Below are 22,356 nucleotides of genomic sequence, written 5' to 3'. Positions count from 1 at the left end.
ATTTTATCGACTGGTGCACGTTGGAGAGAAATGAATGTACCGGGTGAGCAAGAATACAAAACCCGTGGTGTGGCGTACTGCCCACATTGTGACGGCCCCTTGTTTAAAGGCAAACGTGTTGCAGTGATTGGTGGGGGGAATTCGGGTGTGGAAGCAGCAATTGACCTTGCGGGGATTGTTGAGCATGTGACTTTGGTTGAGTTTGATACCAAACTGCGTGCCGACCAAGTGCTACAAGATAAACTCAACAGCTTGCCAAATACCACCGTGATTATGAATGCACTCTCGACTGAAGTCGTGGGCGATGGTTCACAAGTGACGGCACTTAAATACAAAGACCGTGCTACGGATGTAGAACATACAATTGAGCTTGCAGGCATCTTTGTACAAATTGGTTTATTACCAAATACGGATTTCTTAAAAACATCCAATGTTGCGCTTTCAAACCGTGGTGAGATTGTGATTAACGACCGTAACGAAACCAATGTAAAAGGTGTGTTTGCAGCGGGTGACTGTACCACTGTGCCATACAAACAAATCATCATTGCCACAGGTGAAGGTGCCAAAGCATCATTGTCGGCTTTTGATTACATCATCCGTTCAGGGCAGTAATTGGGTAAATTAAATCATTTATATTGAATGATAATACATAGGCTTATATCTATTTTTAGATATAAGCCTTTTTTCAATCGTTTTTTTATCAAAGGTTACATTTAATTAACAATTTTTTGATCTTTATTTGAGCTATTTTCGATTATATTCGCACATATCCCATTCATGTGGATAAAACAATTAAAAGGAAATATGACAATGAATAAACTACTTGTTGCTTTAGGTCTTGCTGCTACTGTTGCACTTGTTGGCTGTAATAAAGAAAAAGCGCCTGAAACAGGTGCTACAACTGGTCAACACATAGAAAATGCTGCAACTCAAGCAGGTCAGGACATTAAAAATGCTGCTGACGAAGCAGCGGCAAAAACTGAAGCTGCAACAGATAAAGCGGTAGCTCATATTGATGCCGCAGCAGACGACGCGGCTAAAAAAACTGAAGCAGCGGCAGATGATGTAAAAACAGCAGCAAAAGATGCAACTGCTGCGACCGCTGGTGCGGTTGAAAAAGGTGCCGCAGATGTTAAAGAAAAAACTCAACAATAATTTTATTTTGTAAATAAAAAAGCTCCTGATTTGGAGCTTTTTTATTTTAATCAACCTTGCTTTTTACGTTGCATTCCTTATATGGTTAAAGTGCTAAAATTTTCTAAGAGCATGTTTATATGTCATATTCTCATCATAATGAAAAACATTATATTCATAGAACTGGTTGGCTTCGTGCCGCAGTACTCGGGGCTAATGATGGGATTATTTCAGTCACCAGTTTAATTATAGGGATGGCAGCGAGCGGAGCATCAACTCAAGTGCTACTGATCACTTGTGTGGCGGGTCTCATTTCAGGTGCAAGCTCCATGGCTGCTGGTGAATATATTTCCGTAAAATCACAAGTGGATATTGAAGAAGCAGATCTACATATGGAGGCTAAAGAATTAGATAAAAATCCAACACATGAACTCAAAGAATTAACCCAGATTTATATCATGCGCGGTTTAAACCCAGAGTTAGCGCATGAAGTTGCCGTGCAACTCACTGCTCATGATGCCCTTGGCGCACATGCACGTGATGAAATAGGTATTCATGAAAATACGGCTGCCAACCCATTACAAGCTGCGGGTTCATCTGCTCTTGCCTTTTCATTGGGTGCACTCTTCCCAATGTTCTCTATTTTAATTAGTCCAGATCAATATGTTGCAACAGTCGTCATGATTGTAGGCGTTTTATCCTTAGCTGGGCTAGGTGCTTTATCGAGCTACTTTGCAGGAACATCTATGCTCAAAGGCAGTTTACGTGTCGTAATTTGGGGAATTATTGCCATGAGCTTCTCTGCATGGATTGGTTCAATGTTTAACGTCCATCCCATGTAAATGAATTGATTTGTACTGATATAAAGCATCAATTACGCTCATTTAAAAAGACTATATGGCTCATCTTTTCCTTTATCGGTAACAGCATCAGGGTAAAACATCATCCTATCTGCTCCCCTAGTGAACGCCCACAACCCCAAATAAACAGGCTATTAATCACACATTTTTAGTGATGAAAAAACCCCTTAAATAGGGGCTTTTTGAGTTTTGGTTTTTTAAATCTAATTTAAGGCTTCTTTTAAATTACAGCCAAAACCCATAATTTCTTGTGCCTGACGGTACGATGTATAACGATTTAAAATAAAATCATAAAATTGATCTGCATTTGCAAAACTTTTTGCTAAATCTTCATGCTGCGCATGAGGCAATTGAAGCTGCCCTATCAAACTCAAATTTTGATGCCCCAAATGATACATTTCAGCAAAATAACCATTCATCATTTCACAATAGGCTGTTTTAACTGGTTTTAAAGACGTTCGACTGACTGCATGTAAATTTAGAGTCTTAAGCTGACGACTATCAAATACCGACTGGTCTGAGAAAGCAATACTATTGGTTTTTTTAAAGGCTTGATAATCCTTCGATAATTTTTGATTCAATAAATCCAAGCGCTGTTGCAAGCTTGCAACATCCTGAACTTGATACTTTTGAGGATCAATTTGTGTTTCATTTTGTTCAGAAGATGAACAGGCTGAAAGCACTAAAGTTGAAATTAAAGTCGCTAAAATTAACGGCTTCAGCATAAATTGTCCAATCATCACCGAATACAGCACAATATTATGCCTGAAAATATCCAGTCAAATTGATTTTTCATTTTATTAAACCGATGGATTGAACTTTTATACGCTCCAGTGTGAAAGGTTATTTTCAAATTTCTTTATTTAAGAAAATCAAAAAAATAATCATTTTATTTCGTAAAGAAATAACGAATATTATTTGCTTAATTTCTAGTGCTTGGGCAAAGTAATCTGTACTCGTAGGAGCTAAATATGACTTTATTAGAACAACTCGATATTAAACATCCTATTTTCCTTGCCCCAATGGCAGGTGTTTCTACCCCTCAATTGGCAGCAGAAGTCTCTAATCAAGGTGGTTTAGGTTCACTCGGCTTGGGTGCAAGTTCTGCTGAAGCAGCACGCCAACAGATTTTAGAGACTCAAGCGCTGACTCACCAAGCCTTTCAAGTGAATTTCTTTTGCCACCAAAGTTCAGCTTTAGACCATGACCTTGCAAAGCAGTGGATTCAATATTTAATTCCTCAATTTGAGAAATATAATGCAGTTCCTCCAACTGAATTAGAATGTATTTATCCAAGTTTTTTAGATCATGATGATTATTTAAATTTAGTTTTAGAAACAAAGCCTAAAGCAGTCAGTTTCCACTTCGGCATTCCACATCCACATCAAATTCAAGCATTAAAAAATGCTGGGATTATGACTATGGTTTCAGCAACCAATCTAGTTGAAGCACTTGCAATTGAAGCCGCAGGTATTGATATTATTATTGCTCAAGGCATTGAGGCTGGTGGGCATCGGGGCATTTTTAATGAAACATTTGACAGTGCGGTAAAAACTTCTGATTTGGTTCAGTTGTTAAAAAAACATTGTCATTTACCGATCATTGCTGCTGGTGGTCTGATGAATGGACATCAAGCCCAGCGACTCATACAATTAGGTGCTGAAGCCGTTCAACTGGGAACTGCATTTGTACAATGTAAAAGCTCAAATGCCAATGCTGCTTATCGAAAAGCATTATTCAATACCCCCATTACTCAAATCACGGAAAGTATTTCAGGCCGTCCTGCACGTGGTTTAATTAATCATTGGCATACTCAAATCGATCGACCTGAACGACCTAATGTCGCCACCTACCCGTATTGCTATGATTTGGGCAAACAACTCAATGCCGCAGCATCAGCCCAAGGAGATTTTGGTTTTTCTGCATTCTGGGCGGGAACAAATGTCGCTCAAATTCGTGAAATGGAAGCTGCGGATTTAGTCAATCAACTGGTGTTAGAAATGAGCCAGACGCAATAAGGTAAATGATAAAAAGCCTCTCCATTAAAATGATGCCAGTCAGTTAAGAAATTGACTGGCTTTTTTATTTTAAATTCATGATGTTCTTCGATACGCGGAAACGTCATCCGCAACTGTTCGAGGCAAGACTACTTTGAAAAAGTACAGTTTCTGCAAGTTATTAATCAATAAAAGGTATTTGGCGAGTTTTGCGGAGACAATGCCTTTCTTGCGAACTCAAAATATATTTTGAGGCTTCTCATTTGGGCTTATCCAAAGTAATAGATGAGCTCCTAGTATTTGATTTAAAAATACAAGACTCCGTTGTGAAGAACTAAAAAGCTAAGGAGTTTATTACAAAACCCCTCAACTGATCCGCATTATCTCAATTGAGAGGTTTTTTACTCGCCACGCTTTATTTTGTTTCAAGTAAATTGATCTGTTCCACCTGAACATCACTCATGATTTCACCTTGCGCTAAAAGTTCATCAAAATAGGCTTCAACCACTTTGTACTGATCGGCCGTACTTTCTACTTTATACATATTTTGACGAAATTCATTACTGGAACGTAAACCTTTGGTATACCAAGCAATATGTTTACGTGAAATACGACAACCAGAGTACTCACCATAGAATTCATAGAGTTCCGATAAGTGCCCTAAAAGTACATCCTTAACCTCTTGAATATTCGGTGCAGCTAAATGTTGACCTGTTGACAAATAGTGAGAAATTTCACGAAAAATCCACGGGCGACCTTGTGCTGCACGACCAATCATAATGGCATCAGCACCCGTGTAGTCGAGCACATATTTTGCTTTTTCAGGACTGTCGATATCACCATTGGCAATCACAGGAATACTTAACATTTGTTTGACTTCTTTAATCAAACGATAACGTGCCGTATTTAAATACATGTCCTCACGCGTACGACCATGCAATGCCAATGCAGCTATGCCCGCTTGTTCTGCACGTTTTGCAACACGCATAATATTTTCATGACCATTTAAATAACCCAATCGAGTTTTTAAAGTCACAGGAACATCAACTGCGGCAACAACGGTATCTAAAATACGCGCGACCAGATCTTCATCTTTTAACAACGCTGAACCAGCTAACTTATTACATACTTTTTTAGCAGGACAGCCCATGTTGATATCAACAATTTGTGCACCATTTGCCACTTGAAAACGTGCTGCCTCAGCAAGATCTAATGGATCTGAACCTGCAATCTGTGCCGATATCGGGGCAAGCTCGCCATCAAAATTAGCACGATATAAACTTTTTTTACTCATGCGTAAGGTCTGGTCTGATGTCATCATTTCACTGACTGCATGCCCAGCACCAAAATATTTACATAACGTCCGAAATGGACGATCCGTAACACCTGCCATCGGAGCTACCCAAATCTTGTTACCTATTGATCTATCAAACAATTCTTTAATGGCGTTGTTTTGACTCAATTTATTCAACCTCGTTTAACTTCGTTTAGTCGCTTCTTATTGACTTCAAGTGCCTTAGTGTTGCACCCTATTTGCACCTTATAAAAGTTATGGTGCAAATCTTATGGGTACGGTCACTAAACGCCAATTAAAAGATGGCACAACTCGCTATCGTGCCCAAGTTCGTGTTCAACGTAGTGGCTACCCAGAATTCAAACAATCAAAAACATTCAGCAAAAAATCATTGGCTGATGAATGGATTAAGCGTACAGAAGCAGCAATTGAATCTGACCCTGAAAGAATGCTCAACCCTGAGGTTCAATTAAAACAGAAAACACTCAGAGAATTTATTCTTCAGTATTTGGATGAAGCGGATAGTTTTGCGAGAACTAAAACAGGTGCACTACAGCATATCGCTAGTTTAGATATTTCTGAGAAGAATATCTATTCTTTAACGCGACAAGATTTTTCTGACTATGCCATCATGCGAAGAAAAGGAGATCCAGCAAAAGGCACTGACGGAGTTGCACCCTCTACTGTGCTGAAAGATCTAAGTCATATTAAAGCTGTAATTATGCATGCTGAATATGTGTGGGGTGAACCATTAGAATCTGTTTTAGTAGAATTTGAGAAAGCATTAATTGGGCTTCAAAAAGCACGCATTGTCACAAAGTCAAAACAGCGGGACCGCATTCCAACCGCAGAAGAATTGCAAACTCTTACCAACCATTTCTACAAAAACTGGAGAAGGGTTAAAAACTCTACCCCAATGCATTTAATCATCTGGTTCGCCATTTATACGGCACGACGAGAAGATGAAATCTGCACCCTACGCCTAGATGATTACGATGATCTAAATACCCAGTGGTTAATACGAGATGCAAAAAATCCAAAGGGATCTCTAGGCAACCATAAATATGCGCATCTAGAACCCAAAGCCATCAACATGATTGATGAATTTTTGAAGCCTGAAGTACGTAACAGAATGCTTGAACTTGGTTATGATAAAAATTATCTAATCCCTGTAAACACTTCTACTGTTTCTACCTACTTTACTCGTGCATGCAAATCATGCGGTATTGAGGATTTACGCTTTCATGATTTGAGACATGAAGGTGCTACACGGTATGCGGAGGATGGTTTTACAATCCCCCAGCTACAAACAATTACTCTGCATGAATCTTGGAATACACTTAAGCGATATGTGAATCTAAAAAAGCGTGGCGTGCGATTAGAATTTGATGATGCTATTCGAATAGCTGAAGAAAATTATAATAACTTTTATAAAGAGTGGAATAAAAAGCAGCGATATATAGCATCAAATGATAAAAATGAAGCTTTCAATGACGATGAAAATATTGAAGTTGAATTTGATTTTATCAAAAAGCATATTGAGCTATTTATTGAAATCCATAAAGACAACAAATACTTTAAACGTATTCATGTAAGTAAATTAAATAGCAAAAATCCATTTGCGTGGGACAATCTTAATAAAAGATTTTATGCACAAGACATTCAGCTATCTTGGGTAGATTGGTTTGTTGAGAATGGTCGGGTTGATTGGGATGAGTTGCCAGAAGGATCCACGCACTTTAGTATTAAAGAGCTTACGGTAGTTAAGAAATTAAAAACTCGCACCTATTTATGGGATAGCTCAATAAAGGGATGGATTGATAGTTTTGGACAATATCATTTAAATGAAGATCAACATATAAAAGAGAATAAATAATGAAAGTATCTGAACTGACTTATGGACAACTTCCCACTACCCTAGCTCACGTAATGAAAGTTAAAAATGCACCGACACTAGACTGGGAATTATGTGGAAAGCTAATTGAGAAAGAAAAAATAAGTTTGATACGATCGTATTCAAGATGGACTGCTTTTTATGTTGGTCCACGTGCTGATAGTAAAGAAGCTGAGCAAACCGCAGATACAGCGATTGAGGCTATTGTGAAATGCTACATTGAGAAAAAATTGGGTTCTGAAATTTAAGGGAAACTAATTAAACTTGTGGAGCATTAATCAAATAGTAAGCGTGGAACACAACTATTCACGTAAAAAGCCCAATCGGGGTTGATTGGGCTTTGATGAAACAGTTAAACAAATGATTTATATGAAAATAAAAAGAGCATTTCGTATAAGGTGTATTATGTTAATTTTAGGAAAACTTTAAAAACTGGTTACCTGAGATGATCAGAGAGGCTAAAGCTGTGGTACTTAATTATATCTATATGACCAATTTACCAATTTATGTTTATTTCTTTTATTTTTTAATTGGGATTGGTTTAAACGTCGTTTCATATAATGTTGCTATTAATAATTTTAACACTACACAAGCCCCATTCTTTGTGATGTTCCTACTATTTGTAGTTGGTAACATTCTTCTTATTCTCCTTCTCCCATTAATAGGTTTTCATATTGGTTTATACTTTTTATTAAGTATTATAATTCCATATGCTGTTGTTTGGAGAACAGATTTTTAAATTTGGAGGAGTCTTTGTCAAACTGGTTTTTGTATTTAAGTCTTAGTACTTTAATTTTGTCTATTTTCTTAGTATATATTTTTCTAAGAAAAAAGAGATTTACAATAAAATTGTCCATTTTTATTTTTATTTTGGGGTGCGTAAATTTTTATTTATCTCTCTTATTTTTGACAAATAATTTTTAATAAGACGAAATTGTTTTTGTTGTACACTATTTCCAAAGGCCGCTTGATTAGTCTATTTAACATACCAATCCTTATACAAAAAAGCCCTCACCTGAGGGCTTTTACAATTCCATCATGCCTTGCCTTACAATCATTATATTTAGCCACAGTATCAACAGACCATAACATCACTGCTTTACCCTGCCCTGATTCCAATTTTTGAAGATCAGGGCAAGGCTCAAGTAAATTAGCTGGAATCGCTGTTAATAAGTGAGTTGAGTTGCTGCAACCCAGAATCGTCAAAACAATGCTGCTGATACACAGGACGCTCAACGATCTTTTGCACTTCACGTGTAACTGTTTCGACCTGTCTACGCTGTACTGATTTTGCTTTTTCATAATCCGCGCTCACTTGATTAATTTCATTCTGTTTTTCGGCTAAAGCTTTTAATTTCTTTTGCTCAATTTCTTGAATTTTTGCTGTGCATTTTGTGTCAGCTTCTTTGAGTTTTCCGCTTAAGTGGTTTGTGTATGCAAGCTGTCCGAAGCAGATAAAAGAAAGGACCGCAATTGCGATCCAGTATTTGAATTTCCATAAAACTATAAGTATTGGCATTTACTGTGTCCCTATACATTTGCTGTGACGTTCCACTTGTCGCACCCAAACCCCATAGCAGTTGTTGGATCTAACCGAGCAATCACGTTTCGCTGCATATTTCCATTTCAGTAATGAATCACAAGCCTGTTTGTATTTGCCCTGTTTTAGATTGCGAAGCATTGAAGATTGCGACCATGCACCAGTACCGAATTGGTATGTGAAGTCCATATAAAGATCATATTCAGTTTGAGAAAGCGGAACGCCAAGCAAAGTTTTATTGAAAATCTTGGCATCTTTATCGATGTGAAATTTCAAATATTCAGTGGCTTGCTTCTTTGTAATTGGCGCATCTGTAATTTTCACTTTCTGGCCATTTGGGTAAACTGTTGTACCAGTACCGACGGTAGCGACTTTTACGCTGTCATAATAAGGTTTTAAAACAGTGCCTTCTTTGCTTTGTGTGTAGTAAATACCACTAGCACTGATTGCAGTCAGTATCGTCACAATGACTTTAGTTTTGTTTGACATTACATTCCCCTTTTGCTTTTTGCAGTGCTAGCTGATGTAACTCATCTGCACGCTTGTTTTCTTGCCGCTTGTAATACCAGTTGATTAAAAAACTCATAAAGCTAACCAGTAGACCTGAGATTGCGATAACTAGACCCAATGCCGTGACTGGATCTAACCCCAAAAACTTCCCGGATAATCCTGCTATTGAGCCACCAACTGCTGTTTTTGCTGATACTGAAGTAACTGCTGAACTTGCCTCAGCAATTGCTTGCCCTGTCGTTTCAGACATGCCATTCCCCTTTTTTTGGCAATAAAAAAGCACCTTTCGGTGCTCTATGTTGTTAAAACTTAAACTTCGATTTGTGCAACAGCACCCGAGGGTGCTACCCGCTTAATTTCCTGCCCCGATACAAATACTCGAGTGTTGACTGCATATTTGGTACTACTGGTGCACATCACCAAGCCGCTACCATCCACCACTAAAACTTTGTACTGTGGATGGTCTTCATGGGTAATAGTCCCCACAAATTCGGGCGCTTTAGGCATCAGATCGAATAAGCGTTTTAAGGCATTACTCATCTCGATTCACCCGCTCAACCTTAACGGTTTGATTCACAACAGCATGAGTGAATGAAACACTGACACCATCACTAATTCCCCACCATTCAGCATTAAAAGCAGTTAATTCACCTGGTGCACATTCACCTACTTCAACGCTAATGGGCATGACCAAACTATGGGTTTCAACCATACCGGCTTTGGCTAATTGCGCTTTACCGTAAGCTCCCATACTTTCTACCGTAAACAATGGACTATTCACCGTTTCCAGCAAAGTATCTGCACTGGTCCCTGTCCGTTTGACTTGACCCGTTAAACCTGTTTGATCATTACTTAATGTAATACCGTTATAGTCCGGGTAAAGCTCATAATCTGTAGATTGGTCTTTGGTTAAGCTTATCGGTATCAACCGGTCATAATCAGCAATGGCAATCGGATCCCAGAACGTCTTCTTATATTTCGGTTTAATCGTCAGCGTGTTGCTGTTCTTCTCGCTATAAATAAAACCACCGGCACTTTCCACAATCAATTTGATTGCTGCGATCGGGGTTAAGTTTGAATAGCTCAAGCTATTGATAGGCAGGATCCAACTCAACTCATCAATCAACTGCCAATTTAACTGTATTGAACTATTCACACGATCTAGTTCTGCTTGGCATAACTGTCTTGCAGTACGTTCATTCTCTTGTAGAAATGAACGTGTGGGAGCATAAGGTGCATCCAATAATGCGGTTTGACTACGACCCGACAAACTATAAGTTTCTTGCGCAAAACGACGAGAACGACTGCGATTCTCAAGCATCATATGATGTTCAAAGCCATTCACCATGATTCTCAAAATCACCGGCTGCCCTGCAATCGGCTCAAGTTTTGTAATTTCAGATGCAGGTACGGTCAAGCTATAGGACCAGCACCAGCGGCTACGGTCCGTACTGTAATTTCCATCCAGTACATTAATTTTCTCGCCATTATCCAAGCGATTCACAGATAAACTATTCAAGATATACCATCCGTTTCGATTCGGAATTGAAGGAATACAATCATCAGCACCAAAATTTAATACGACGTTGTGGGGATCCACTTCATGACAAAGACAAATGAAATTAAGATCAGTTGAGCCCGCATATTCAGGAATTTCAGGCTGTGGCCAAGGCTGAATTTCATGTTTTCGATAGTGAATCGCTTTGGCTTTATCCCATGCAATTTCACTCGCAGTGATGAGTTCAAGGCCTTTATCCCATTCAAATATGAAATGCTTTTCAAACACATGTGCGACTTGATGTGAGTAAGTAAACGTCTTGCGCTTACGAACCAATTCCACCCAATCGCTGTTTCGATTAATTCTTAATTTTTTCGACTCTTCAAAAACCAAAGTTCGAGAAATAAACAGCTTTTCATTTTCCTGCCACTTTAAATAAGCACTACGTGACAGCCCCGTCATTTGCTCATGAATGATTTGAACCGCACGATGTAGCGTCTTGGCCTTATCAAAACCAACAGATGCCTGATTGCTTAATCTCAAACTGCACTCAAAATAAAAGGCGCTGTTATGCGCCTTAAATATTGGTTTTGCCCATCGAATTTCCGGAGCAATTAAGCAGGGTTTTGCCCGTTGATATTCTGCAATCCAGTGGGCTTCAATGCCCAGAATATGGTTAATATCATTGATAGCAGATATGTTTGCCTGAATGATTGTATTAACAACAGCAAGCAAAGTGCCGCGATTATCGACATTTTCCCAATTTGTACCACTGATTTCAGCCTGAATATTGGTATTAATCGTAGCAAGTAAATCACCATGATTAATCACTATTTCAGTATTTGAACCCTGAATAAATGCTTGAATACGAGTATCAATAAGCGCATTCAAAACACTTAATTGTGGTTCAACATCACCAAAATTTAATACCAGATTATGACTATCGACTGGCGTAATTGGTTGCTCAAAATTGAGTATGACGTTATGTGCATCTGGTGGCGTGTAAGACATTGACCACCTCTAAATTAGTATGGTTTTAGAATGATACTGTCGAGCTTTTGGCTTGAACCTAGTGCAATATCAACGCTATTTAATACAATATCGGTGCCTGATGTGCCGATAGTAAAATCAGCATAAGGTTCATCATTGCCATTGTATAAGCGAGCCCAGACTGCAATGCCTGCTTTGATTGCAAGAGCTGTGTCTGTTGAAAATAGTTCAATTCCATCGGTTAAAACTTGCTTTATACAAGGCTTAGGTAGTGATAAGGTGCACAGTGCATTTGTAGGATTTGCTGCTGTTTCAATGCTTGCTGGCTTGGAATCACTGTAATAGATAAAATGTGCTGAGCCACCACCAGTATTCAGAAAATCGGCATGAGCTTGCAGGGCTAAAATCCCTGCTTTTTTGGATATTTGTACTGTCATTTCGGCACCACGTTATCTTGAATGATGGCATTGAACTGTGAAGCTGGATGATGAGTAACGGTGAAAAACTTGGTTTTAGTTAAGTGATTGAACTCATAAAACCCATTCTCATCAGTAAGCTTGTCAGCAATCAGTCGCCCTGAAAGTTTTTCAAACAATCGTACCCTGCACGGGATCGGCACCCCCATACCCTTCACCTGGCCTTTAATTGATAACCCATTATCAAGGGAAGTTCCAACAAGAGTGTTGGATCTATTTATAGCGTTAAGTGAATTGATCATGACAAGTCACCTAATTTTAAAAGCACTTGCCCGATTTGCCCGTTCATTGCTGCCACGTTTTTAGCTATAAATAATTGCTCACCAAATGAAACAGTTGTTAAATTTGCGTATGGCAAATTAGAGTAAAGCCATTTTATATTTTTAAATTTTGCTCTTAAAACACTCCCTTCTAAGGCATATACATCAAAAGCTGAAAGCCCTGAATACGCGTCGTTGCTCAGTATGTTGCCATAACCGCTATATACAGTTGATAAAAAGCTTTTTGCATTGGCAATTGCATAAGTAGCTTCATTTTTATAATTCCTATGCAAGAGACAATAATTTGTATTATCAGCACTCAAAGGGGTTCTCAGGATGTTGTGTGTGTTTGCGCTCGCATCTTTTGCATTTAGTGTTGATGATAAAAAGGTATTGCCATTATCAACAGAGATGAGTGAATCTACTGAGCCAAAACCATAAATAAACCCGGCCGAATAACCAACTCTAACTTCAGGGATAATATAAAAATAATCACCTGTACCAACTAGAATCCATGTGCAGTTGCCGTTTGTTGGTGCTTGATAATCAATACTATATGAGGCATTTGAAGATTCTGTAGAACTTGCATAATACCAGCGCGCCCAACCGTTCACGGCAGACGTACCACTACCTGTTCCAACCCAGTTTAGGTTGGGATTTGAAGAATTGTATGGTGCTTGAACCCCAAGCAACGCATCAATGTCAGTCATATCCTCTACGATTCCGACTTTTGCAAATTTTGCGTAAGTTGTTGCATAAGCCGCATCAGGCTCATCAACAACCCTTAAAAAAGGTCGACTCGATAAAAGTAAATTTTTAGAGCGATAAGCTGCTTTTCCACCAACCGTCGCATGGCTGCTTGAAAATGGCTTTTCCCAGCCCAGTGGTGGTAATGATGCAGAGATTGTGCCGGTAGCAGTAGATATTTCTGGTAGGGTGACAAGTTCAAAAGTGATAGTGGTTGAGTTTGGTACAGTTAAAACCCGGTGCTCACCATTGAATTCAGCCTGATTAGCGCCAGTAATTTTAATTACTTGATACTGTATTAATTTGTGCGGAGCACTAAAAACAGCGGTAACAGTTGAGTCCGAAGCTGTGAGAGATGAGACTGTGCCTATTTGAATACCATTCACTAAGCACGCATTCAAGACATCAATCATTGATCCATAAACATTTTGAAGTTGCGGTGCACTGTTATTGGTATGCACATAAAACTTAATATCTGTACTTGCAACCATTTTTATTCACTCATAAAAAAGACCGCATAAAGCGGTCATGTTTGATTTAAATTTTAAACAATGCGGTCAATATCACCACGAAGCATGATCTGGAATTGATCTGACAATACAGTGGGTTCGGACTGTTTTACGGTACGAATCACCCAGACTGGGAAATTTGCAGCCACAGTATTGAATCGCAACACATTACCACTCGCCCAACCTGCACCCCAGCCTTCTTTTTTTACTTTAAAGTAAGGCGCGTCCGTGACCGGATTAATCGGTGCGAAATCACTATTTACTGTGCCAGTAGCTCCCAATTGCCCTGTATATTCTCCAATACAACGAAAGTCTGTTGTGCTTGTAAAGACGAGTGCCCAGCGTTCCTGAATCGCACCATTATTCGTTGTCAGAATCGGATAAAGTGCATCATTGTAATTCGCTGAAATTGCACCACCTGTAGGCTCATCAGCCCAAGCATTCGACCATGTCGGCTGTACAAACTTGCGTGTGTAACGCGCTTGCATATCACCAATCACTAATGCAGACCCAACAATTGAATTTTCTGCATCGTAGTTATGGGTAACTGGCTTAGTAAACGTAATCTGTCCATTGATCTGTACATCACGAATGAGACCCATATCTTGATAACGATATTTGGCTTTAAGTGGTGCAACCAATGTACCTAGAGCAAAATCACCATTCAGTGTGAATTTACCGTAATCATAATCCACCACATACATGTCATAAGGAACTTTGCTTCCTGCACTATCTTCAAGCTCACACCATGAAATCCGCTGGTCAGCCAGTGAATAGGTTTGTCCTGCTATATGATTCGGCAACTCATAAGCTTTTGAAGCACTGATAATTCCAATATCACCGACTCGAAAAATCGGTACACGGCCATCCAGTGGCAAACGTGTTGCTGACAGACCAAGAATTTCACTATCAAGCGGAATATAAGTATAAGCAATGGCGTTATAACGAACCGACGAGGCATCGATCCACACCGGTACATTGATATAGGTCTTACCAAGCTCATCATATTCGAGCAAAGGATCGTACCAGTCATTGGCTTCAATCTCGGCTCGGTTCGCTACAGTAATTTCAGTTTTGGTATAAAAATAGATATTCACAAAACCAGTATCATGATTAATAGAACCATGTGCATGACTGGTTTCAATCACGCCATTCTCATCTGTGGTCAATGTAAGTTGACCGAACTCTAGTGAAGCAACAACCACTGTAAGTGACTGAGATCGAATCGGAATAATCGGTGTTCGAAAGCTGATCCGGTTCATTGGGGGTAAATCTGTTGTGGTAGTAAGCGACTCTAAAACAATCGTGTTATCTACACCCGGTGTCCAAGAATCAATTTCGACTTTACCGGTGCCATATTGAATGATTCCTGAAGCAATGCCACTGTTATTTGATGGATTCACGTTGCGGTAAAGCGTACCAGTACGATCAAGAAAGGTATCAGACCCGACTTTAAATCGAGCTGAACCTGTCAAAATTTGCTCATCAAAGCCAGATGATAAATCCAGTCGCAACTTATCAGCAGTAACAATACTAGAACTAGAATTGAGACCCGAGGTATCACGATATTTCACTGAAATATCGACCTCCTGATACGCCCTCAATGGGGTTTCGGTACTTTCAATTTTAGATGTTGCGGGTAAATAAAAAGACATAGCGCCTCACATTACGCAGAAGCGTATACAGTCGTTGGTGTGTAAACCTGCTTAAATTGTTTGGAAGTTAAAATAGGAGTGACTTCAACTGCACCAGTGTTGTAATTAATCGTGCCTTGAATATCACCGGTACTACTGACTAGATTACCGATCGTGCTATTAATCGGCACATCGAACACTTTTGCTGTACCGTTGTTCTGCCCCAGTTGATCAGAAACTGGAATACTTAACTCAACACTGTTCGGTTGAATGGCTGCACCCGTACCAATGGTGAAACTGAGCTTCTGATTACTATCCGGTGCGACTGCTGACTTAGTTTGCGTAAGCTGGTTGCCATAGTTATAAATCACTGTGAATTGCGTGCCTTTGGGTGGGATTTTATTGGGAATAATTTTCCCACTACCTTCTGAGTAGTTGATTTCACCCGTTGCATCACCTGTGAATTTGCCCTGAGCATTACTCACCGCAGTTTTCGCCACACCTTCAAGCAACCAATTTATAGTCACACCCGGTGCAATACCTGCTTGCCCTAAATTAAACTCAAAAGCCGCCTTATTCACACTCAAATTAGAGCGCACAAAAGTAACGATCGGTGTGCCCCAGAGCAGTAAAATAGGTGTATCCACATCAGGCAAAGCACCCGTGGTCAATAACCAAGATCCAGTTTCATAGTTGATCCGACCTGAACCAAACGAACTGCTCGATCCTTTTAACTGCCCTGAACCATCATCTTTTAATTCGTAAAACTTGCCTTGCGACATATACGAAATTGAAAGGCTTCCGGGTGCTGGAATCGGGACCAGTACACCTGTCCAATTGGTGCTTTGATTGTTTTGAGTCACAGGCATAGCATAAGACTGAAAATACTGATTTGGAGCCGCTGCGGGCTTAAATGTAATAATTAATGTTGTAACACCAGTTGTTGCCGATGCTGTCCACTGAATTAACCCACGCTGATAGTCAATTGTCCCTACCTGTGTACCACCCGATGTTTTAAGCAGCCCACCTTGATCAGTCACTGGTTGGCCAAACAATGTAAAAGCTACACTTGATGGCATCACAGATGAGCCAATATACAAATTCTGGCTGACACCCACTGTTGTTGGAAAATTGGCAGTAATCAGCCCATCATTCCCCGGCACCAAAATGGTACTTTCACCCGCAGCATTGACATCAACAATCGGCGATTCGGTTTGAGCTGAAGGGATAATCTGACTGAAGATGCTTTTTGCATTAACGGTGAATTCACCCACATTTGCATCTTTAGCTAATCCAGTCGATGCATAGTATTTTCCGGTATCAGCCACCATCGAATCACGAATAATGGTTTTTGATGCCTGACCGCTATACCACTGCTGTGCTGAAAGACCTACATAATCCGCATCCAGTGCATCATTAACGATGTAAGTGGCAATCTTATACTCCACATTCTTACTATCAATCACGATGATTGCAGTACGGGTTTCAACCTTTGTAATCCGTAAATACTGCTCATGCTCTAAAGCCTTGCCTTCATCACTGATTAGAACAATGGTGTCACCCACAGAACTTTCAGTTTCTTGCGGAAACATCGCTACTTGCAATAACTTCATGCCCTGCAAGTGTGTGTCCAATGGTGTGCCAGCAATCTGACCACCTTTGGCCGAATAGTTTTCTACACGGTTTTTAGCACTACGTCGTTCATCGGTCCAGTTCTTTGTACTGAATAATAAAGCCGATACATTGGGATCTTTGGGGTTTTCAGAAATGAAGACCGTGGCCCCCATCAATTTATCCGTGTCGTTGGTGGTGACGGCAGGAAAGATCTTACGCATGGATACATCGCCCATGGTGCGATCTAATTCTGACACATCGTCAAACAAGTTGTTACTCTGACCATCAATAATGATCTGGCCATTATATTTACCACCCCCATCATCATTATCGGTCGATCGCTCTGACTCATAGAGCACCAAATCTTTAGTTTCAATTGGCATGGTCTAGCTCCGTAAAACGCATGGTGACGTTGTAATAATCATCTTCAGAAATAGTCGGCAGATCTTTGACCGGCTTCGCTTCTAATGCCCCAGCCTCATGATTAAAAATCACATTGAAATGTCGGTTATCGTGCGGATATTCAAACTCAAGCGTGAATTGCTCTTGTAATGCAGACCAAGCAAGCAGACTTCTTAAATCACGGCGCTTGATCCAGCCCATTTCTTTGTCTGCGGGTACAAGTGCAATAGAGCGACCGGACTTTTTCACACCTTCCTGAACAATCAAGGTACCATCTATGGCACGTTCCAATTTCTGCTCAATCGGCTTCCATTCAAATTCATCAGACCATAAAAAGCCGTCTTCTAATGAGACGGCTTCAGATGTTGATTTGCGTACGAGTCGCATCGTTAAGAACTCCTTTTTAGCATTTCAAATTCACGCATGATTTCCTCCATTGTGTCGACATCTTGCTGTGAACCAGTCAAAGTTGCTGTCTTATTTCCACTGACCAATTCGATTCTTGAGTTTTTAGTGGTTACATTTTCAGGGATACTTGGAACTGGCGTACTCACCTGTGGTGCAAGACTATTCACATCAACGGCGGGTGCTTTAGATGTCGATCCTGTTGATACAAGATTATTACTGCTCATTTGACGCAACAGATCATTGATCTTGTTGGTACCATGTTGAGTGGTTAAACCCTTAGATGCTGCATTATTAAACTCTTGCTCGATTAAACGATTCAGTGCTGGATTGCCACCCTTACCCATACCTTCAGCTTTAGCATCACGATCCGCTTCCATCGCTTTGGACCAAATCGAACCTGCTAATTTCTCGGCTTCTTTATCGTCATAACCTTTGGATTTAAGTTGTGAAACAACATCGGCTTTACTGTATGAGTTGTAGTTATAAATCCCTTTACTTAATGACTGCCCCTGACGTTTCATTTCAGCATCGAATTGGGCAGAGGCAGCATCCACAGCATCGGCCCAAGCCTGTTCAGCAGATTTAGCCTCTTCACGTGCAATACTTCCGGCATTTCGATAACCATCACCGATACCATAGGCAGAATCCCGCACACGGTCATTTGACTTAGTCCACTCGTCCATAGCTTTAACTGAAGCTTTGCCAGTATCGTCGATTTGAATTTCAAGATTACGACCAGCATTCGCTGCATTTGTGGCAGATATCACTCCAACATCACCTGACACTGCCGCGGCTTGAGCAGCTTTTTCATATGCCTTTTGAACACCTTCGGCAGTCGCCTTTCCACTATCTCGAATGGTGATGTAGTCCATCAAAGCTTGCTGTGCAGCGAGCTTTAAGTTTTCTTTCGTTTCAATACCGAGACGTTTAAAGGCTTCAGTAACAGGATCAATATCATCTGGTAATTTTTGGGCCTGTAGCTTAATTGCAATTAAGCCTTGTTCAACCTGACTTGTAGAAATCTTCCCTTGATCACCAAATTCTTTCAGCTTAGATTTTGCAAAGTCGATTTCAGCTTGGCTTTTAGCTGTTTCTAGCCATTTTAGCCATGCCTCATAAGTAACTTCACCAGCCTGCTTTCCTGTAACCCCTAAACCCTCTAAACCAGCTACAAAGTTATTAACATTGGTTTCACCTTCTTTAAATTTCGCTGAAACACGATTTAAAGAAACATCTAAATCCAATCCAAGGGCTACTGCTGCTTTACGCGCCTTATCTGTAGCATTACCTTGGTTTTCAGTAGCTTTCGCACCATCATCCATGGCTTTAACTATGGCTTTTCCAGCACTATCAAACTCAATTTTTAGGTTTTGTGCTGCAAGCGTGGTTTGTAGTGTTTTTTGCGTGGCAACATCGGCAGCCTTTTGGGTGCCATCGGCTGCGATTAGCTGAGCATTTACCCAATCTTGTGCTGCCTGAATTTTTGCATCAGTAATCTTTTTGCTTTCAGCTTGATACTCTTTTTCTTTAGCATCAAGCTGAGCAAGACCATTTATGGCGGCATCAATAGCTGATTGATCACCTGATTTGCGTGCATCCTGCAACTGTTGGTTTAGTTGAATACGCTCATCACTTATGGCTTTATAATCAACCTTGTGTTTTTCCTCTTGAGCTTTTAACTGGTCAAGAGTCTGTTGACTATCAGCGATTCGCTCCTGATTTTTCTCCTTGTCGGTTTTGCCAATATTTTGAATCGCTTCAATAGTCTTAGATTCAAGGTTTTTAGCACCATCAAAACCTTTGGTGAAGTATTCATCAGATTTAGCTCTCATTGCCTCCATATCAGCAATAGCTTTCTCTTTAACATCACCCCACGAAAGTACGGATTTAAGCTCATACCAAACAGCCGCCAAACCATAGAGCGTTCCAGTGAATAGATTTACACCAATACCAATGGTTTTGAAGCCATCACTTAAAAAGCTTAATGCTATATTTAGTAAATCTATGAATTTTTGGAATCCACTGACTTGTTCACCAGCTGGGTACAAACCATCTGTAAAACTCAGAGTGCTAGATAAAGCATCACTGAAAACATCATGAAATGCCTCACCGACTTCTAGCACAGTATTAAATAGTGTTTTGATGGTGTCATAGACACTGATAAGTGTAGTTTTTAAAGAATCAATCGTGCCTTGATCATAAATATTAGAGTAATACTCTCTAAATCTAGTAAAGCCATTTCCAATGTCATCAATGATTGGCTTAAGTAGACTCATATTATCAGCAAGTGTAGATAACCACTGAGCTGCTGTAGCGGATGCCCCATTAGACTGATCTATCTCACCAATGAGGATTTGCCAAGATGTTGCAATCTTTTGTAATGCATTGCTAACAGTAAGAGGAAAGCTGTCATAAGTTTTCTGAACAGCATCTTTCTGACTTAGTAAGGCTTTATAGACACGCTCAGCACCCAATTCACCATTTTCAGCCATCTTGCGAAGTTCGCCAGTCGTAACACCAAGACCTTTTGCAAGCGCCTCAGCAACTCCGTAACCACCTTCCATGATGCTGTTAAATTCTTCACCACGTAGTACACCACCTTGCATGGCTTGAATGAATTGCTGTACTGCTGCTTCACTGGCTTCGGCTGAGCCTCCACTCGTTTGGATTGCCTGATTAATTGTTTTGGTTAGGTCAAGTGAATTCTGCTGTGTCATCCCCATTTCTTTACCGACTGCATTGAGTCGAGTAAATAGACTGCCTGTGGCTTCTAGACTGGAGTTAGTCATCAATGCAACTTGATGAACGCCGGCCATTGCTGATGTGAAATCACCACCATCTTTAGTGGCAATATGGATGCGTGCTGATAAGTTTGTATAGCTATCCGCTGCTTTGGCCAACTCATTAACCCCGAGACCAACCCCAAGTGCAGCCATCGCACCAACAAGCGCATTTACAGCGAATTTAGCGCCATCCATACCTTGCTGTAGACCTGTGGTGTTCGCCAACAAATTTAATCGAAAGTCTAAATTGCCAGCCATCTGCTTTTCTCCGGGCAATAAAAAACCCACCGAAGTGGGCTAAATTCAGTCATAAAAAACCGCCACTTGGGCGGTTCTTGTTTATTGGTTAGCTAGGACAGTTAAACCAATTTGGACGAGCCATAAATCTCTGTCCTGTTGATAGCGCAATAACTTTACAGTTCACATCAATCAATGGTTCATTTAAGTTATTTCTAAAGTCTAATATTCGACTAACCTTTTTCGCAGATTCATTTGCTCTAACTACTTTGTGAGCATAGTAAGCAAATTTCTTTTCGTCGATAATTTTAACAGCCATTAATACAGGAACAATCTCATCATTTTCCAAAATTATAGCTTCAGCCAATTGCCTAATTAGTTCATAGGTATCCTTATCAAACAAGGAAGCCTGCTTACCCGCACTGCTATATAAAGCAATCAAATGATGTACATATTCCACAGCGACAGGAATCGCTTCGTATGGAATCTCATCAATACTATTAGTACCAAAGCGCTGATTGATGATTTTCCAAGCCTCACTTGAATTTAAGTGTTTCGTTTTAGCTACAAGCATGGCGTGCGCATCATGCAAAGGTGTGCGTTCAGATTTGTGGGTTTTGGCAACTGGTTGCCCTACCTCACGATCCAAAATATCTAAAACCCATTTACGGAATTGCTTAGCAATATCTGTTTTGGAAAACATTGCTATTAGATGGCAACCACGCAGGGAAAAGATGCGGATCGTTTTAGTTAAATTTTTGCTTTTCTTCGAGACACTCAAATTGAGGGTCTCGACAGAATCATTTGATTTGACGGTTATCGTATTAGTCATTGATGGGTTGAACTCATCCTGATTACGATCATACACCTGAGTTACTGCATCCGATTTTGCATAACCAAGAGCTTTAGCTAACTCAGTTGCTGTTAACCAAATTTGACCGTCCTGCTGAACAGGTGTGAAATTTACTTCATTGAAACTTAATGCTAAACTACTCATGTTGTTTACTTCCTTAGTAATGACTTCAATCAAGCCCGACCGTCCAAAGTTCTGGGCTTTTTTGTTGTCTGTGATATTCATGCTTTCGCACTCTCTTGTTGTTTCAAAAATTGCTCAACTGCTTTATTGATTAAATAACTCATTGAGCGCTCTTCATTCACAGCTTTTTCTTTTAGTTGCTTGTGCAACTCAGGTGGAATACGTACTGCTACCTGTGTGTCTTGTCTTGCCATACTAACCTCAAATAAAGCACCGTGATCACATTAAAGCACAGCGCTTCATTGCTGTAAAGCACCGTGATGTAATATATTCTTTATATCAGCAATAGAGTCTTTCGTACATGGCACGTAATGATCCTCAAATGAACCTCCGTGTACCTATGGAGTTGAAAGAAAATATAGAAAAGGCAGCACTTGAAAATGGTCGCACTATTACGGCTGAAGCTGTTTACCGTCTTGAGCAAAGTTTTAGCTCTAAAAACCAACCTACAAGTTACTCAGAAATAAATAACAAAATTAATAACTTAACAAAATTAATTGAAATTATGCTAAAAAAGCAAGAAGGAAAATAGA

Annotated in this window: 23 protein-coding genes; 7 read left to right on the top strand and 16 right to left on the bottom strand. The window is 40.0% G+C overall.

What is annotated here, in order from left to right; all coding sequences use genetic code 11:
- The 3 genes from BLV99_RS12840 to BLV99_RS12830 form a co-directional block, all read left to right on the top strand.
- Positions 1-612 (top strand): FAD-dependent oxidoreductase (locus BLV99_RS12840; RefSeq protein WP_167356333.1); only part of this gene is annotated, 612 nt, incomplete at its 5' end.
- Between the two features lie 198 nt (positions 613-810).
- Positions 811-1,155: a hypothetical protein gene (locus BLV99_RS12835; RefSeq protein WP_092691336.1), complete on the top strand. Its 345-nt coding sequence runs from the start codon at positions 811-813 to the stop codon at positions 1,153-1,155.
- A 119-nt stretch (positions 1,156-1,274) separates the two neighbouring features.
- Entirely contained in the window at positions 1,275-1,976 is a 702-nt protein-coding gene (locus BLV99_RS12830) for a VIT1/CCC1 transporter family protein (RefSeq protein ID WP_086184532.1), read from the top strand.
- Positions 1,977-2,197: 221 nt separating this feature from the next.
- Here BLV99_RS12830 and BLV99_RS12825 read toward each other — a convergent pair whose 3' ends face one another.
- On the bottom strand, positions 2,198-2,719 hold the full coding sequence (locus BLV99_RS12825) for a putative periplasmic lipoprotein (protein ID WP_092691333.1): 522 nt from the start codon (positions 2,717-2,719) through the stop codon (positions 2,198-2,200).
- A 246-nt stretch (positions 2,720-2,965) separates the two neighbouring features.
- Between BLV99_RS12825 and BLV99_RS12820 the strand changes: the two genes are divergently transcribed.
- A complete protein-coding gene (locus tag BLV99_RS12820) occupies positions 2,966-4,012 on the top strand; it encodes an NAD(P)H-dependent flavin oxidoreductase (RefSeq protein WP_092691313.1) in 1,047 nt (348 codons plus the stop codon).
- Positions 4,013-4,406: 394 nt separating this feature from the next.
- On the opposite strand, the gene dusB is transcribed toward BLV99_RS12820, so the two are convergent.
- Complete coding sequence (gene dusB, locus BLV99_RS12815) at positions 4,407-5,426, bottom strand: tRNA dihydrouridine synthase DusB (RefSeq protein ID WP_280138279.1); 1,020 nt, start codon at positions 5,424-5,426, stop codon at positions 4,407-4,409.
- Positions 5,427-5,556: 130 nt separating this feature from the next.
- Between dusB and BLV99_RS12810 the strand changes: the two genes are divergently transcribed.
- Both BLV99_RS12810 and BLV99_RS12805 read left to right on the top strand, forming a co-directional pair.
- The gene (locus tag BLV99_RS12810; RefSeq protein ID WP_092691308.1) at positions 5,557-7,161 is read left to right on the top strand and encodes a site-specific integrase; all 1,605 of its coding nucleotides are present in this window, start codon (positions 5,557-5,559) and stop codon (positions 7,159-7,161) included.
- A complete protein-coding gene (locus tag BLV99_RS12805; protein WP_092691306.1) occupies positions 7,161-7,427 on the top strand; it encodes a phage protein NinX family protein in 267 nt (88 codons plus the stop codon). The genes BLV99_RS12810 and BLV99_RS12805 overlap by 1 nt, the downstream gene beginning before the upstream one ends.
- 902 nt (positions 7,428-8,329) lie before the next feature.
- On the opposite strand, the gene BLV99_RS12790 is transcribed toward BLV99_RS12805, so the two are convergent.
- From BLV99_RS12790 to BLV99_RS12725, 14 genes are all read right to left on the bottom strand, one after another.
- The gene (locus BLV99_RS12790) at positions 8,330-8,698 is read right to left on the bottom strand and encodes a lysis system spanin subunit (protein WP_092691301.1); all 369 of its coding nucleotides are present in this window, start codon (positions 8,696-8,698) and stop codon (positions 8,330-8,332) included.
- The gene (locus BLV99_RS12785; protein WP_092691299.1) at positions 8,699-9,208 is read right to left on the bottom strand and encodes a lysozyme; all 510 of its coding nucleotides are present in this window, start codon (positions 9,206-9,208) and stop codon (positions 8,699-8,701) included.
- Positions 9,192-9,479, bottom strand: coding sequence for a phage holin family protein (locus BLV99_RS12780; RefSeq protein WP_092691296.1), 288 nt, complete (start codon positions 9,477-9,479; stop codon positions 9,192-9,194). Before BLV99_RS12780 ends, BLV99_RS12785 begins: the two co-directional genes overlap by 17 nt.
- A gap of 59 nt (positions 9,480-9,538) precedes the next feature.
- Positions 9,539-9,769 (bottom strand): hypothetical protein, encoded by a 231-nt coding sequence (locus BLV99_RS12775; protein WP_092691294.1) that lies wholly within the window; start codon positions 9,767-9,769, stop codon positions 9,539-9,541.
- Positions 9,762-11,738: a hypothetical protein gene (locus BLV99_RS12770; protein WP_092691292.1), complete on the bottom strand. Its 1,977-nt coding sequence runs from the start codon at positions 11,736-11,738 to the stop codon at positions 9,762-9,764. Before BLV99_RS12770 ends, BLV99_RS12775 begins: the two co-directional genes overlap by 8 nt.
- Before the next feature lie 14 nt (positions 11,739-11,752).
- Positions 11,753-12,154: a hypothetical protein gene (locus tag BLV99_RS12765; RefSeq protein ID WP_092691289.1), complete on the bottom strand. Its 402-nt coding sequence runs from the start codon at positions 12,152-12,154 to the stop codon at positions 11,753-11,755.
- Positions 12,151-12,435, bottom strand: coding sequence for a hypothetical protein (locus BLV99_RS12760; RefSeq protein ID WP_092691286.1), 285 nt, complete (start codon positions 12,433-12,435; stop codon positions 12,151-12,153). The genes BLV99_RS12765 and BLV99_RS12760 overlap by 4 nt, the downstream gene beginning before the upstream one ends.
- Positions 12,432-13,691, bottom strand: coding sequence for a hypothetical protein (locus BLV99_RS12755; protein WP_092691283.1), 1,260 nt, complete (start codon positions 13,689-13,691; stop codon positions 12,432-12,434). Before BLV99_RS12755 ends, BLV99_RS12760 begins: the two co-directional genes overlap by 4 nt.
- Positions 13,692-13,744: 53 nt before the next feature.
- Positions 13,745-15,364 (bottom strand): hypothetical protein, encoded by a 1,620-nt coding sequence (locus tag BLV99_RS12750; protein ID WP_092691280.1) that lies wholly within the window; start codon positions 15,362-15,364, stop codon positions 13,745-13,747.
- Positions 15,365-15,375: 11 nt separating this feature from the next.
- A complete protein-coding gene (locus BLV99_RS12745; protein WP_092691277.1) occupies positions 15,376-17,340 on the bottom strand; it encodes a hypothetical protein in 1,965 nt (654 codons plus the stop codon).
- Entirely contained in the window at positions 17,330-17,746 is a 417-nt protein-coding gene (locus BLV99_RS12740; protein WP_092691274.1) for a hypothetical protein, read from the bottom strand. Before BLV99_RS12740 ends, BLV99_RS12745 begins: the two co-directional genes overlap by 11 nt.
- A gap of 2 nt (positions 17,747-17,748) precedes the next feature.
- A complete protein-coding gene (locus BLV99_RS12735; protein ID WP_092691272.1) occupies positions 17,749-20,808 on the bottom strand; it encodes a tape measure protein in 3,060 nt (1,019 codons plus the stop codon).
- A gap of 88 nt (positions 20,809-20,896) precedes the next feature.
- Positions 20,897-21,784 carry a BRO-N domain-containing protein gene (locus BLV99_RS12730; protein WP_092691328.1) on the bottom strand — a complete coding sequence of 296 codons (888 nt, stop codon included), beginning with the start codon at positions 21,782-21,784 and terminating at the stop codon, positions 20,897-20,899.
- A gap of 77 nt (positions 21,785-21,861) precedes the next feature.
- Positions 21,862-22,017 carry a toxin-antitoxin system HicB family antitoxin gene (locus tag BLV99_RS12725; protein ID WP_092691269.1) on the bottom strand — a complete coding sequence of 52 codons (156 nt, stop codon included), beginning with the start codon at positions 22,015-22,017 and terminating at the stop codon, positions 21,862-21,864.
- 107 nt (positions 22,018-22,124) lie between these two features.
- Here BLV99_RS12725 and BLV99_RS18500 point away from each other — a divergent pair, with 107 nt between their 5' ends.
- Positions 22,125-22,355, top strand: a complete 231-nt coding sequence (locus tag BLV99_RS18500; protein ID WP_244516319.1) for an Arc family DNA-binding protein — start codon at positions 22,125-22,127, stop codon at positions 22,353-22,355.
- Position 22,356: the final 1 nt, after the last annotated feature.

It is taken from the genome of Acinetobacter kyonggiensis (assembly GCF_900107285.1).
Classification (GTDB): Bacteria; Pseudomonadota; Gammaproteobacteria; order Pseudomonadales; family Moraxellaceae; genus Acinetobacter; species Acinetobacter kyonggiensis.
This window is presented reverse-complemented; position numbering and strand designations above follow the sequence as displayed.